The following is a 13,903-nucleotide window of genomic DNA, read 5'->3' as shown; positions in this document are numbered from 1 at the left end:
ACCCAGCTTAACGGCATAATAAAAATCATTTGAAACATTTGCTTCAAATTGGCCATTCTTGGTAGTAAACGTTTCTGAGAACGTTTGTCCGTCCACTGTTACAGTGTAACTCGCTGCACCACTAACACTGTTACCGCTTAGTTTGCCTTGCACTGAGTCGTAAGAAAGGTTCAGTTGGTGATTACTACTTTGGTGAGCTTGTACGGCTGCTTGTGCTGAGGTGCTAGTAGTTGCTGCCAGCACACCTGTCGTAATACTAATCTCACATAAAGCCGCCACAACCATCATTGTTGAAATTTTTTTGTTCAAGCGCATATCTTTCCTCCAATATAAATTATTATCAACACCATAGGGTTGACATGATAATTAGTATATCAGAGAAAAGTATATTGTCAACGATGTTAACTACCATGATAATTCACTTTAACAATGATTGCACTTAATTTTTTTAAGTGGGATGAATTGTCAATCCAAGTGCAACACTTTATCATAAAAGACCTCACGAGCCTTTTTTATTCAATTAGTGTTGCACTTAGATTGTAAATTCGTCATACATAAAAACCCACATTTAGAATGCGAGCTTTTTAATGCCAACCATCATCTTAGATGTGGTACTTATTTTCCATTCAAATCACAACTCTTATCGCTATTATTTAAATCAGTATTTTAAAAAAACTGAACACATTTACTATTTCATATAACTAACATAATGCCATTGTATACATTCAAGCCAATAACACATACCACCACAGCTCTATATATAGAAAGAACTGTTCGATTAGTTAATCTACAGCTAATTACCGCCCCTAAATATCCTCCAATAATTGCTGCGATTGCAATACCAGGCAACAAACTAACATTTAAGCCTAAATCTGATACATGAGATAGATTTGTAAGTAATTTTATTAATTGTGAAAAGAATATTGAAATGATTGAATAAAACGCTGCTTTTTTCGGTTCAAATCCAAATAAATAAATAATGACAGCAACATTAATTGGCCCGCCACCAATTCCTAAGAAAGTTGATAACATCCCTAATGCAAGTCCACTTAAAACAAACAGAAAATAAGTTATCTGTTTGTTAAAATGAAACCCACCTGACTTTGAGAACAACAATGCTAGAACTAAGGCAATCACAACAATGATTATTTGAATTAAATTCAGTGAATGATCATTTTGTAATATTTTGGATAGTAGTATAAAACCGCCGTCACCTAATTTTCCTCCTATTATTGAACCGGCTGATAAAAATAGTGCTTCGTGCCAATCTATTCTGACACCTCTCTTAAGCCCTTTTCCCGTCGATACAATTGACATAATAAATACGGCAAAACTTGAATAAAAATTAATAGCTACCAATGGATCACCACTTAGTAAATCTAATACGGGTTTAATGATTACGCCACCACCCATACCTGAAATTGCACCAATTGTATTGGAAAATAAAATAATCATCACGTACAATACTATTTTCCCCATAGTTCCCCCTAAAAACAGGCACCCAACTTACCATTTGGTAATGGGTGCCCTTATTTTCTAATCTTCATCCAAATCATCCACATCGATATTTGTTTCAACAACTTGAATCGCTTGTTTTGCTGACAATATTAATTTTTGTTGTAACTCTTCGAGTGACATATCTGGACATAATGCATACTCGATAATCATTCCTAAATTGAATCCGGATATCACTTTACAGTTAACAGTCCCACCTACAACTTGAACAACACTGTTACAGGGGGTTCCTCCCAATAAATCAGCCATGATTAGTGTTGGTTTATCAAGATTAATTTGACTTTTAATTTTTTCAATCGTACCTGATAATCCGTCAGTAGCATTCATACTTACTGTGTTGGCGTTAGCAATTTCACCCACAATCATTTCGGCTGACTTCAATGTTTCAACAGCCATATTACCATGACTCACAATTAATAAATTTGGTTTCATGCTAATCCACAATCCCTTCAATCTCATTGATATTAAAATTTTTACTAGCGAGCAATTCGGTTGCTTGTAAACGACTTAAATGTTTTTTAACCATCACCAATCCAACAGCAATGTTTCTGTTAGCGTTTTCAAAAATTTCTGTAGCTGTAGCTTCATCAGTCCCTAGTATCTGTTCAATAATTCCAATTGACCGTGCAACCAATTTTTCATTTGTTGGTTGAACATTGATCATCAAGTTTTCGTAGACATAACCCGATTTAATCATGATACCGGTCGAGAGTGAATTTAATACCATCTTTTGAGCAGTTCCAGCTTTCATTCGAGTGGAACCCGTAATAACTTCTGGCCCCACAAGTGGTGCAATAGAAATATCGGCTACTTTAGCCATCTGACTTTGCGGATTGCACGTTAAAGCAATTGTGAAAGCACCCACTCTGTCACCATATTCAAGTGCTGAGATAGTGTATGGTGTCCGTCCACTAGCTGCAATTCCAATCAAAACATCCTTGGAAGTTAGTGTAACTTCCATCAAATCATTGACTGCTAATTCTTTAGAATCTTCCGCACCTTCAACTGCACTATACATTGCTTCTGCACCTCCAGCTAGAATACCGAACGCTCTTTCCGCTGGTACTCCATACGTCGGTGTTAATTCAATTGCATCTAATGCACCCAGTCTACCTGATGTTCCAGCCCCGATATAAATAAGTCGTCCACCGTCTTTAAATTTATCAGCAGCCCGTTCGATAGCATCTCCAATGCATTCAATCTCAGCACTAACAGCTTTAGCCACATCCTGATCCTCATTATTAATCAATCTTGCAATTTCAAAACCATTTTTGGTGCCTATTGTCATCGTTTTTTGATTACGAGTCTCTGTCATTAGATCCGTTACACCTTTAATTATCATAAGCCGAATTTAATCCTCCTCCAATTTAGTAATTATCCTATTTGTTTGCAAAGCAGCATCACTCATTTCACCAAATCTCAACTGCATAATTCCCATAAAAACTAAATCAGCAATAAACATTGTTGATAGCTTTGAGGCAACTGCTGCAACTCGAACTATTCGTTCATTATCTGGTACAAACAAACAGATATCACTTAACAAAGATAATGCAGTATCTTCTCGAGTTATTGAAACAACGGGAATCCCATTATTATGCGCAAACTCAGCTCCTATCAGAACTTCTTTTGTCTTACCTGAATAAGAAATCGCAATGACAATATCTTGCTCTGTTGCATTCGCAAGAAATTCGAGGTTCATATGCGCATCCGTTTCATAAAATGTCTTAATACCGTATCGATTAAATTTATGATATAAATCATATGCAATCAATCCAGATGTCCCAATTCCCAGTAAATAAACACGTTTAGCTTTATTTATTAGTGTAAGTGACTTTGTTAAATTATCGATATTTAACATTGAATATGACTTCTGCACAGTTGATTCATACACCCCTGCTAGTTTCTCAGATAAAATTTTAGGCGTATCATTCTTTTCAATCACTGTATCAACAACAGTTTTCCCCGATGAAAGTTGAGTCGCAATTGCAATTTTTAATTCCGAGAAATTATCCAAGCCAATTTGTTGTACAAAGCGGACAACCGTAGCCGCCGAAACCCCGCTTCGCTCACCAATCTCTTTTGATGTTTGACTCAACACATCTTTAGGATATGTTAGTAAATAATCGGCAATCAATCTTTGCTGTTTACTTAAGTGCTTATATTGCTGCTCTATTTCATCTAAGATCATCATCTATTCCACCTATTTTAAGAATGTCTCAATAGAAGCATCACTTTCTGTTGGGACCATTTGTGCAGTAATTTTTATACCTTTTTGTAGTAAATATTCTAAATCAGCGATATCTTCATCTGTTAATGCCACGGATTTTTTAATCGCTTTCGATCCTGGTTTAGCAGAAATATTACCAACATTAAATTGTGTAATATTCGCACCACCATCAATTAATCGGCGCATGTCCTGGATGTTACGAGTAATTAAAAATGCTTTGTCATCGTCATATTTTCCGTTTTGAATATTTAAAATACCTTTTTGAATGGACAAAATGGAGAGTTTTACTCCGGTAGGTTTTGCCATTTTTAAAGCGCCAATTTGCATTTTATCATGAACAACTTCATCATTCACAACAATGATTCTATCTGCCCCCAATGAGTTTGTCCAAACCGTAGCTACTTGCCCATGTATTAAACGTTCATCGATTCGTGCATGTATAACTGTCATTATTCATCATCCTTATCCGTATTATTATAGACCAAAAATTCGCTTTAAATTTCCTAATAGCATACCTAGTGCAATTAATACAAAAATTAATCGTGTTGAATTCATTTTTTTCTTACCTAATAGCCAGTATGAGAACAATACAATCAACAGCGGTGCCAGCGATGGTAATACCTGATTCATCATGTCATTAATATCTAAAGTTACTTTACCCATCTTATACTTCAAATCTAATGAATAGTTGACAACTGAAGGAATTAAAGCACCGACAACAGTTAACCCTAAAATTGAAGCACCTTCTGTTAAAGTTTTCATCTGATCAGCAAATTCTGTTACTAGCTTGGTTCCTTGGCGGTAACCAATCCAAGTAAATTTATATCGAACCCAAGCAATCATTACCCCACCAATAATCGGCAATAGAAGCCCGATTGTCGATCCTGAAAGTGCCATATATGAAGCTATCGAAAAAATTATGGCTCGATAAATTGCTAAGAAAATAGTGTCTCCAACTCCCGCAAATGGCCCCATCAAACCAGTCTTTAAACCGACTATCGCCATTTCATCTTCCATACCTGTTTTTTCTTCAATTCCTAAATCAGCCCCAATAATTAAGTGAGACATTGGTTGACTTGTATTAAAAAATCCTAAGTGAGTTTTTAAAGCTTTACTCATAGCAACCTTATCATCCTTATAAAGCTTCTTTAAAGCCGGCATTACAACCCAAGAATAACCAAGGCCTTGCATCCGCTCATAGTTCCATCCCCATTGAAGCCCAAAAAGATTTCGCCAATAAACTTTATTAATGTCTTTCTTGTCTAATTTATTCATCGATTTCTACCTCATCGTCATCATCAACTTCAATGTCGTCATCTTCGTTTCCCGTTGCTACAACAGCAGATTTCTTCTTACTTGCAAACAGTACATAAATACCTGCCATTGCAAGTCCAACTAATGCTGCTCCTAATATTGAGAAGTTCTTACCACCATATGCCATCATTACAAAACCAAAAATGAAAAATGAAAAGTATTTTTTAATTGGTAAATATCGCATTAAAATAGCAATCCCCATTGCTGGTAAAATTAATCCAGCTGTTTTTAAACCATCCATAAACCAAGTCGGGATAAAACTATTAATAACTGATACTACACTTTGTCCAAAAATCAATCCAATTGCAACCGGAATAATTCGAGAAAGAATCCAAGGAAAAACACCGTAAACATTGCATCGTTCAACTTTCTTATAATCCCCTAATTCTGCATAATGATCGGCTCTATGTTGAACAAATGTATTGGCCATTCTTGCTAAAATATCCGTTTGTGTTAGTAACAAACCAATTGGTACAGCCAATCCAATACCATATTCTGCACCTTTACCTGCAATAATAGCGTATGCCGTTCCCATTACTGAGCCGGTTAGAAAATCTGGGACTGTCGCCCCCCCAAAAGTTGCCACGCCTAATGTCATCAATTGTAAGGTTGCCCCTACTATCAACCCTGTTTTTAAATCTCCCATAATTAGTCCAGTAATCGCACCACCGAAAAGTGGTGAATAAGGACCAAGTTGCATTGATATTTGATCTAATACGCCTAAACTGATGTACACACAAAGTACAGCAATCACTCCAATTGGAACTGTCATAATGCGCCTCCTGCTATCCATGTTATGAAATCGCTTTCTACAATTCATAGTATAAGTTATCATTTTACTATTTGCAACATAATTTCATATTTTTTATAAAAATAGCTAAAAATGAAATTTAATTTCTTTTTATGATAAAAAAAAGCTCTTCTATGTTTAATAGAAGAGCTCTTAGATTTAACGTTTAATTATGGATGTAAGTAAATGCACCCGCGTTTGAAATCGTTTGTGTATTGGGTCCGGCAGGGTTGTCAAAGCCCATCCCACCTTGTGTGATTGTGATTGTCCCCGCGGCAGCATTGTATGATTGCACGTAAGCAACGTGCCCGTAAGCGCCGTCAGCCGCCCATGAGCCTACCATTTGACCGCCAGCAAAGCTTACAATTGCGCCTGCGGCTGGTGTATGATCAACACGGAAACCAGCTGCGGCCGCTGAAGCACCCCATTGAGCACCGTTACCCCAGTTATTGCCAGCCCATGGTGCAACAGATTTAACATACCATGTACATTGTCCCCATGCGTATGAGTTGCCAGCTGAGTTACCAGCCACCTTACCACCGCCACCAAAAGAAGAAGTGCTATTGCTATTATCTGATGTCTTTGTATCTTTAGTTGCTGTTGGTACCGGAGCTTTTGCAGTGGCCGCTTTATCAGCAACTGCCTTTTTAGCAGCTGCGGCCGCTTCTTTGGTACTTGCTTGATCAAAATCAGCTTGTAAAGCTGTTAACTCAGTTTTGTTATCATTGATTTTTTTTGATAACGCGGTTTGTTTTTGGTCAGCATCCCGTTTCAATGCTACTAAGCTCGTCTGTTGTTTTTCCAAGCCAGCTTTAATCGCTACTAAATTAGCTTTCGTCTTTTCTTGTTCGGCCTTCAACCCAGTTAATTCAGTTTTTGCATTGTTAACATCAGTTAAGGCTGCTTTGCTTGCTTGATTTAATTTATTGATTGTGAATGAACGTGAAACTAAATCAGAAAGATCATTGGCATTTAAAAGAAAATCAACATAAACATTGCCACTGACCGCATTGCCACTTTTTTCTTGCAATGTCACTAATTGCTTTTTCAAAACAACAGTCCGTTTGGCAACCTCTTTTTGAGCATCCGCAATTTGACCGGAAAGACCTTCGATTTGTTTGTTTGCTCTGTTAATTGCTACTTTTTGATCAACAATCTTTGCAGTATTGGTTGTGATTTTTTGGTCTAAATCAATTACTTCTGTATTTGCAGCTTCAATTTGTTTTAATAAATCATTCGTCTTGTCCTTATTCGCCGCAATGGCATCTTGTGCTTCATTTGAAGTTGCAGCTGATACAACGTTTGTTGAAAGCGTAGAAACTGCTAATAACCCAAGAACAAGTGTCGCTGTAATCGTTTTTTTTAATGACATAGTTTATTTTCTCCTAATTAGTTAAGCCCAAAATATAAGCTAAGTATATAGGGCAAATGTTACATTAACATTACATAAACATTATGTTCCTTTAACAAATTTTCTATCCTAGCTACATCAATTAATTTTAGCAGCCCCTCCCTAACTTATTGACACCAAAAAGCGCGTCCTACTCACTAAGACGCGCTTTTTAATCGGTTATAAAAGTAACTTCCTCATGTTGAGTCCAACTATCTAATCGGGCACTTTTCAGTTCAATTGCATAAATAATTTCACGTTGACGATCTTCCTCCGATAAACTATCCATAAAACCGGGAACTTGTGCGTTATAATAATCAGCCAATTCATCCAACTTATACTGAGCACGATAAACCCGTAGCTGATTACTTGCAATCGTCATCCCTTCACTGGTGGGCATCGTGTGAATAGCCGCTACACCACGGTCTAATTCTTCAATCTTAGGTGTATCTGGAGCTGTTCCAAAATACCAGACATTAGGCGCATCATCCAACACGATAAATCGCATCTGGCGACTTGCAGGCTGCCCCTTTTCATCGGCAGTACTGAGCATCATTTCATTTGTTTGCTTGACAAATTTTTGAAATTTGCGCAAATCATTTTGGTGGATATGTGGATTAGCGTTTTGTGCATCGATGTAGGCAATCACTTGATCAACTGATGTGAATTCTGGTTTAGCTTGTAAATAATATAGAATTTGTGGAATCATCGGTGAAATTTCACGCTTGTGGTAATAAAATTGCAGCCAGCGTTTAGAGGCTAATAGTGCGCCTGCATACTGTACGCGCAGACGATTATTATAATGCTTAATCAGCATTTGCAGCGGATTATAATTCACTAATTTTTGCCAAATATAGAAATTAAAGAACAGCAAAATCACGGTCAGTAAAACATTGACTTGAATGATGTTGATGATTGACAAATTTCCATAGCGCGCAAAATATCGATATACAATCCAAAAACCAGCCGTAGTTAAAATTGCCGCATACATCACTAAACGCTGCTTGAATAATCGACGCTTATGCATAATTACGCCAATAACCTGCTGACGTTTTTTCATATTATGTTCACGCACAATCATGTCATCGACAATTGCTTGATCTTTTTTAGAAAGCATCTTCTTCCTCCTCAAAATAATCAAATCTTTGTCGTAACTCATACGTTCCCACATCGGCATAATCTTGAATCACAATTTTTGATTGCTCATGCCGCATTTCTAAGGCCCCATATTTCATTAAATACATATCTTCCGCTAAATCAATTCGGAGTTTCAATTTAGCAGGATCATACGTTCTAAGCAATCCTTTTTTCAGCCGATACTTGCGTAACTTGTTCAACAAAAATAATCCGAAAAAAAAGATGGCAAATACCGCTACATATAAAAGAAAATAATAATTAGTCTGTAGTAATATTTTTCTAAACGCCTTTAAATCAATTGGGAGGGCCATTTTCTGGCCACTATACAAAAGGCCAGTGAAAGTCATTGGTACTAGGCACATCAACCACCCGATTATAATTAATAGGCCCTGCCCAATCTTTTTACCGGTCGGTTTTTTCGTGAAGAACCAATCGTTAGTTAATGATGCTTCACTCACTTGATGCTTGATATAATCCGGCTTAGTTATCTTGATCAGTCCCCTCTTTTGACTTAGCAACAACGTCCACTGAACGTTTAGGCGATTTCCAAACACCAGCATCCTCACCCTTGATAATTTTAATCATCGTTGGCAGAATTTCGACAGCCACAGTGAAGGTGTTCACCATCCAATAAATTAAGATATACCAGGGTGCAAACGCAATATATTTCAACGAACGGCCTTGGTCATTGAAGTACGATGCCATCACTAATTGAATCAATCCCACCACAATTTCGATAGCAATAAAAATCGCTGCAAAACAGAAATTGGTAATTAGACCCACCCAGTCACCACGAATCACACAAACTGCCTGAATAATAATAAAAGCGCCCATACTCAACCAGAAAAATAATGACCAGACAACACTTAAACTGTAATCAACAATGATTGGGACCATTGCTAAATGTTTGATTGGATGCTTAAAAACATCCATTGACTTAGTCAACAACACATGGATCCCACCAGCTGTCCAACGGCGACGTTGTTTCACCAACTCATATAACGTTTCAGGTACATCCATAAAAAAGCGGATATGGGGTGCAAAATAGGCCTGCCAACCATGGGTCTGCATGTCCCAAGAAATTGCAATATCTTCCGTTGGTTGTTCGGCTTGCCATCCACCAACATCAACAACAGCTTGCTTGCGATACATCGTATTAGCACCAGAAAATGCAAATAAGCCACCATATGAAAGTTGTGATCGCTTGATTAATCCGATGATTGAGTTCAACTCATTTTGTTGTGCCTCGGCCACTAGTGACGTCTTATTAATTGACAGCATGTTCCCAGTAATCGCACCAAGTCGCTTACCGCCTTCACGCTCAAAGTAATACATATATTTCCATAATGCATCCACTTCTGGTTTAGAATCCGCATCATTCGATAATAGAAAATCTCCCCTTGAAAAACCAAGGGCAATATTAAAGCCGGCCGCTTTACCACGATTGTTAACGATAGTAATAATACGTAACCGTTCTTTACCATATCGAATCTGTAATTGATCAAGGATGGCCCCTGTTTGATCCGTTGAACCATCATTGACGACAATCACTTCATACTGGTCTGTTGGGTAATTCATCTGCTCTTCCAGATGTACAATTGTTGATTCAATCGATGCTTCTTCATTATGTGCTGGTACTAAGATGGTGATGAACGGTGTTCCCTCTTCTAAATAGTGCGGCATATCCTTTCGCTCTAAAAATAACCAGTAATATAGACTAGAAACAATGAAGGACAACCCACCAACAATTGGGTACGACACGATCGTATAAATTAAGATCTTTGTTATGTCATCCGCTAAGCTCATGTACGCCTCCCCATATATTGATTAATTTATTGATTATTGGCCTTTAATTTTATAACGCCCCTGCTTTTTCATCCAAGTAATTATTTGAATGCTACGACTAATACGATAACACACTAACTGGCGTTTATTAAATACATTGTTTGATCCTTTTTTGAAATTAAATGAAAACACCTATTTCGAATTCACAATATAATTCTAAGCAATTTTTGTTGCAAATTCAACAAAATTAAACTACACTAACCTTATTGAAATGAGGTCTTTTTTATGTCAGAGATTCTACAACCAATTGGTGTGATTGCACGTGCTCTGGAATCAATCGCCAATATTGAATTCCAACAATATCATTTAACCCGCGGTCAGTACTTATATTTAGTCCGGATTGCCGAAAATCCAGGCATCATTCAGGAACGATTGGGCGAAGTATTAAAGGTCGATCGTACAAGCGTTACCCGTGCAGTTCAAAAATTGATTAAAAATGGGTTGGTTGAACGTCAACCGGATGAACAAAATCGAAAAATTAAGCATCTCCAGTTAACGCAGGCGGGCCACGCAATTTACCCTACTATTAAGGCAGAAAATCGTTATTCCAATCAAATGGCACTGGCAGGCTTGTCGATTAGTCAGGCCGAGACACTTGAACAACTACTAATCAAAGTAAGTACTAATGTCGCTCAAGACTGGGATTTTGTCAAAAAAGGCAACATCCGTCATTATCAAGGAGGCTCATTGATGCCAATTCAACCTGTTACTACAAACCAACTCGCAGTACTCCAAGCCATCAGTCGTGAAACCTTCAGTGCCACTTTTGGCGCCGATAATTCCCCAACAGATCTTAACGACTATTTAGATCAGGCCTATAGCACGACTCAATTAACAGCTGAACTTGAACAACCGGATTCCTTCTTTTATTTCATTTATCATCATAACGATATCGCTGGTTATTTAAAGCTCAATATCAACAAGGCCCAAACAGAAGGTGCTGCCACTGATACATTAGAAATCGAACGAATTTATATCCGCGGTCCTTTTAAACGCCTTGGTTTAGGGACCCAATTGATTAACCATGCACTGACAATTGCCGCGCAAAACCATAAGACAAAGGTTTGGCTCGGTGTCTGGGAACATAATACCGCTGCATTGCACTTCTATACCAATTTGGGTTTCAAGCAAATTGGCGAGCATGTCTTTCAACTTGGGACAGACGCTCAACGGGATTTAATTATGCAAAAAACACTCCGCTAAAAATACCCCTAATATCACTGCTGATTTGATTAAAATCAAAAGACGCCTAGTTTGTTAGATTTTAACTAACAAACTAGGCGTCTTTTAGAATGTTCGCTTTCGAACCAATCCTAAATTTTTCAATCCCTCTTGGTCTCTGCCTAATTTTCAATCAATGTACTGTCGTTTGCTTGGAACTGTTGCAGTTGTAATAATTGGGCTTGGTTAATTTCAGTGTACAGTACCCCCGCAATCGATTGATTAATATAACCAGCATTAATTCCCTGTTGTACAAAATCATATTCATGTTGGAAAGCTTGAATATATAAACCATCTGGAACTGTTGTGGCACCTTTTTGATAATCATGCTTAATATGGGCACAAAAATGATTCATCGTCCGTCGAACAAGATAAACAAAATCATTATCACTATGCTTTTGCTTTAAGCGATTCGTCAAAACGGTATCCAGATATTGATCAATAACCCCCGTAATCTCCTCGTTAAGACCTAAAAGAGCGTTACGCATCACTTCACGTTGTTTAATTTGTTTAGATAATTCTGGATTTTCAGTAATTTTAGTCTCTCGAAAATACCGCTGTTGTTTACGTGAAATCACCAGATGACTAGCATGCCAAAGAACTTCTTTTTGCCAGTGCTTAATTGCGTGCTTCAGCCGTAGTCCAAAGTGGTCGCGTTTGGATTCGACTAGTACGCGCTGTAAAATTTTATCGTAGAGATTAACAATTTCTGGGCTATAGCGTTCATTAACCGCATCACAATGCAGAAAGTTATCAACGACTGCTTTGGTCTCACTCAAGAGCAGATTATAGTTAGCCGTTGCTTGAACCCGATCAACCGTTAATCGATTGCGCTTTTGTGATTGTAATTGGTCTGTCAAAGCTTCGCGGACAGCATAGTCTTCGATTTGTGGCCGCATTTGTAAAATCACGTAATCAACCATCTTGTTCCGAATATGATCTAAATCAGCTATTGTATAGGCTTCTTTTTTTTGTGGTAATTTACGTGGTAAAACCAGTGCGCTGACAATCATACTGATTAATATCACGAAGGTCGCAATCGCAATTAATTCATCGCGATAGGGAAAGGGATGTCCAGCAATCTGGTTAGGTAGCGAAAAGGCCATTGCCAAGGTAACTGCCCCATGAATCCCACTAACTGCGAATAATCTGGCAAAAAACGGCCGTTGATCATCTTGAGGATCACCAAAAAATGCCGTAATCCACGGACTATCACCATGTAGTACCCAAATATAGCGCACAATCCACATTGCCAAATAAATTAATCCACTGACCCCGAGCATCGCTACTGCCCCGCGCCACCCCATTTGAGTTACATTACGCGCGACTTGCGGTAGCGAAATCCCTAAGATGAGAAAGACAAAGTCATTGAGAATATCCGTTAAAATATTCCAAATCGTTCGTGAGGTCAGTTGTACATTAGTGGACGTTAAGCGAAGCCGATCAGCTTCCCAGTTATGTTCAATCCCAGTCGCCACAACAGCTAGAATTCCGGAAACGCCGAAATGTTCCGCGAATAAATAAACCGCAAACGGTGTCAATAGACTAATTGGAATCGTTGTTAATTCTGGGTTTTTACCATGCTGATTTAAGTTGAAGCGTAGCATTACTAAAAGCACTCCACCGACAATCCCCACGACAACGCCACCAATTGCAACAAACAGAAAATGCCCAATACCTGCAACCACCGAAAACGTCCCTTTTGAGAGCACTGACAAGGCAAAATCTAGCAACACTAAACCCGTCGCATCATTGAATAGCGATTCAAGTTCTAAGGCTTCACCGACCCCTTTAGGCATCTCATTATTCCCAGTCATCGATTTTACCGCTACTGCATCAGTGGGGGTGACAATGGCTGCTAATGCAAGTGCTAACGGAAATGTCCACTGTGCCTCAATTTGTTTTGTAATTAAGCCAACAACCACTGCCGTAACGACTGCAAGGACTACCGAAAGTAAGAAAATCCCCTGAAATCTTTTGCGAATGTTGGCAAATGATTGCTTTTGTCCATCAATAAACATTAACGGTGCAATAATTAGTAGCATGAAAAACTCAGGTTCTAATTTAAAATTGTGGAATACTGATATGAAGGATAAGCCCCATCCCATCGCAATTAGTAAGAAAGCTTCCGGTATACGTGGGACAAGTTGTTTAATTACGTTAACTACGATGACCCCGACTAATAGCAGTGCTACTAAATAAAATTCATTCATTTTCTAATCTCCAATAATCAAATCTTGACAGTTTCATTGGCCGACTTTGCACCAACTGATTACTATTTACTACTATTATAACCTAAAACACTAAATCACGTAGCGCTCGAATTAATTGGACGCTACTCTATTTTTAAATATGTTTCTTCGTTTCCAAGGCAGATCCATTATTTTGATAAATTAACCCTGAACAGCATCATCATTGATAACGCCAGCTAAGTTCTTTTTTAATTCATAATTTTTCCGCCACT

At 38.0% G+C, this 13,903-nt stretch carries 14 protein-coding genes and 1 pseudogene; 2 read left to right on the top strand and 13 right to left on the bottom strand.

The window, feature by feature from the left end:
* The 12 genes from FC90_RS04070 to FC90_RS04015 form a co-directional block, all read right to left on the bottom strand.
* Positions 1-315: hypothetical protein (locus FC90_RS04070; RefSeq protein WP_157053038.1), on the bottom strand; the 315-nt coding region annotated here is incomplete at its 3' end.
* Between the two features lie 378 nt (positions 316-693).
* The gene (locus FC90_RS04065) at positions 694-1,479 is read right to left on the bottom strand and encodes a sulfite exporter TauE/SafE family protein (RefSeq protein WP_057908028.1); all 786 of its coding nucleotides are present in this window, start codon (positions 1,477-1,479) and stop codon (positions 694-696) included.
* 57 nt (positions 1,480-1,536) lie between these two features.
* The gene (locus FC90_RS04060) at positions 1,537-1,947 is read right to left on the bottom strand and encodes a PTS sugar transporter subunit IIA (protein ID WP_057908027.1); all 411 of its coding nucleotides are present in this window, start codon (positions 1,945-1,947) and stop codon (positions 1,537-1,539) included.
* 1 nt (position 1,948) lies between these two features.
* The gene (gene murQ, locus FC90_RS04055; RefSeq protein WP_057908026.1) at positions 1,949-2,857 is read right to left on the bottom strand and encodes an N-acetylmuramic acid 6-phosphate etherase; all 909 of its coding nucleotides are present in this window, start codon (positions 2,855-2,857) and stop codon (positions 1,949-1,951) included.
* Positions 2,858-2,866: 9 nt separating this feature from the next.
* Entirely contained in the window at positions 2,867-3,706 is an 840-nt protein-coding gene (locus FC90_RS04050; RefSeq protein WP_083482005.1) for a MurR/RpiR family transcriptional regulator, read from the bottom strand.
* Positions 3,707-3,715: 9 nt separating this feature from the next.
* A complete protein-coding gene (locus FC90_RS04045) occupies positions 3,716-4,192 on the bottom strand; it encodes a PTS sugar transporter subunit IIB (RefSeq protein ID WP_057908024.1) in 477 nt (158 codons plus the stop codon).
* 24 nt (positions 4,193-4,216) lie between these two features.
* Positions 4,217-5,017 (bottom strand): PTS system mannose/fructose/sorbose family transporter subunit IID, encoded by an 801-nt coding sequence (locus FC90_RS04040; protein WP_057908023.1) that lies wholly within the window; start codon positions 5,015-5,017, stop codon positions 4,217-4,219.
* Positions 5,010-5,828 carry a PTS mannose/fructose/sorbose/N-acetylgalactosamine transporter subunit IIC gene (locus FC90_RS04035; RefSeq protein WP_057908022.1) on the bottom strand — a complete coding sequence of 273 codons (819 nt, stop codon included), beginning with the start codon at positions 5,826-5,828 and terminating at the stop codon, positions 5,010-5,012. The genes FC90_RS04040 and FC90_RS04035 overlap by 8 nt, the downstream gene beginning before the upstream one ends.
* Positions 5,829-6,012: 184 nt before the next feature.
* Positions 6,013-7,218: a coiled-coil domain-containing protein gene (locus FC90_RS09580; RefSeq protein WP_057908021.1), complete on the bottom strand. Its 1,206-nt coding sequence runs from the start codon at positions 7,216-7,218 to the stop codon at positions 6,013-6,015.
* Positions 7,219-7,408: 190 nt separating this feature from the next.
* Positions 7,409-8,353: a pyridoxamine 5'-phosphate oxidase family protein gene (locus tag FC90_RS04025; protein WP_057908020.1), complete on the bottom strand. Its 945-nt coding sequence runs from the start codon at positions 8,351-8,353 to the stop codon at positions 7,409-7,411.
* Complete coding sequence (locus FC90_RS04020) at positions 8,343-8,891, bottom strand: hypothetical protein (RefSeq protein WP_226789465.1); 549 nt, start codon at positions 8,889-8,891, stop codon at positions 8,343-8,345. Before FC90_RS04020 ends, FC90_RS04025 begins: the two co-directional genes overlap by 11 nt.
* Positions 8,854-10,179 (bottom strand): glycosyltransferase family 2 protein, encoded by a 1,326-nt coding sequence (locus tag FC90_RS04015; protein WP_057908019.1) that lies wholly within the window; start codon positions 10,177-10,179, stop codon positions 8,854-8,856. Before FC90_RS04015 ends, FC90_RS04020 begins: the two co-directional genes overlap by 38 nt.
* Before the next feature lie 264 nt (positions 10,180-10,443).
* Here FC90_RS04015 and FC90_RS04010 point away from each other — a divergent pair.
* Positions 10,444-10,893 (top strand): annotated as a pseudogene (locus FC90_RS04010) (MarR family winged helix-turn-helix transcriptional regulator); the annotation flags it as partial.
* A gap of 15 nt (positions 10,894-10,908) precedes the next feature.
* On the top strand, positions 10,909-11,421 hold the full coding sequence (locus FC90_RS04005) for a GNAT family N-acetyltransferase (RefSeq protein WP_057908030.1): 513 nt from the start codon (positions 10,909-10,911) through the stop codon (positions 11,419-11,421).
* 140 nt (positions 11,422-11,561) lie between these two features.
* On the opposite strand, the gene FC90_RS04000 is transcribed toward FC90_RS04005, so the two are convergent.
* On the bottom strand, positions 11,562-13,652 hold the full coding sequence (locus FC90_RS04000; RefSeq protein WP_057908018.1) for a cation:proton antiporter: 2,091 nt from the start codon (positions 13,650-13,652) through the stop codon (positions 11,562-11,564).
* Positions 13,653-13,903: the final 251 nt, after the last annotated feature.

This window comes from Latilactobacillus graminis DSM 20719, assembly GCF_001436415.1.
GTDB lineage: Bacteria > Bacillota > Bacilli > Lactobacillales > Lactobacillaceae > Latilactobacillus > Latilactobacillus graminis.
This window is presented reverse-complemented; position numbering and strand designations above follow the sequence as displayed.

Coding starts and splice junctions, on each gene's coding strand:
- FC90_RS04065 (WP_057908028.1), bottom strand. CDS start 1,479: ATGGGGAAAATAGTATTGTACGTGATGATTATTTTATTTTCCAATACA.
- FC90_RS04060 (WP_057908027.1), bottom strand. CDS start 1,947: ATGAAACCAAATTTATTAATTGTGAGTCATGGTAATATGGCTGTTGAA.
- murQ (WP_057908026.1), bottom strand. CDS start 2,857: ATGATAATTAAAGGTGTAACGGATCTAATGACAGAGACTCGTAATCAA.
- FC90_RS04050 (WP_083482005.1), bottom strand. CDS start 3,706: ATGATGATCTTAGATGAAATAGAGCAGCAATATAAGCACTTAAGTAAA.
- FC90_RS04045 (WP_057908024.1), bottom strand. CDS start 4,192: ATGACAGTTATACATGCACGAATCGATGAACGTTTAATACATGGGCAA.
- FC90_RS04040 (WP_057908023.1), bottom strand. CDS start 5,017: ATGAATAAATTAGACAAGAAAGACATTAATAAAGTTTATTGGCGAAAT.
- FC90_RS04035 (WP_057908022.1), bottom strand. CDS start 5,828: ATGACAGTTCCAATTGGAGTGATTGCTGTACTTTGTGTGTACATCAGT.
- FC90_RS09580 (WP_057908021.1), bottom strand. CDS start 7,218: ATGTCATTAAAAAAAACGATTACAGCGACACTTGTTCTTGGGTTATTA.
- FC90_RS04025 (WP_057908020.1), bottom strand. CDS start 8,353: ATGCTTTCTAAAAAAGATCAAGCAATTGTCGATGACATGATTGTGCGT.
- FC90_RS04015 (WP_057908019.1), bottom strand. CDS start 10,179: ATGAGCTTAGCGGATGACATAACAAAGATCTTAATTTATACGATCGTG.
- FC90_RS04005 (WP_057908030.1), top strand. CDS start 10,909: ATGCCAATTCAACCTGTTACTACAAACCAACTCGCAGTACTCCAAGCC.
- FC90_RS04000 (WP_057908018.1), bottom strand. CDS start 13,652: ATGAATGAATTTTATTTAGTAGCACTGCTATTAGTCGGGGTCATCGTA.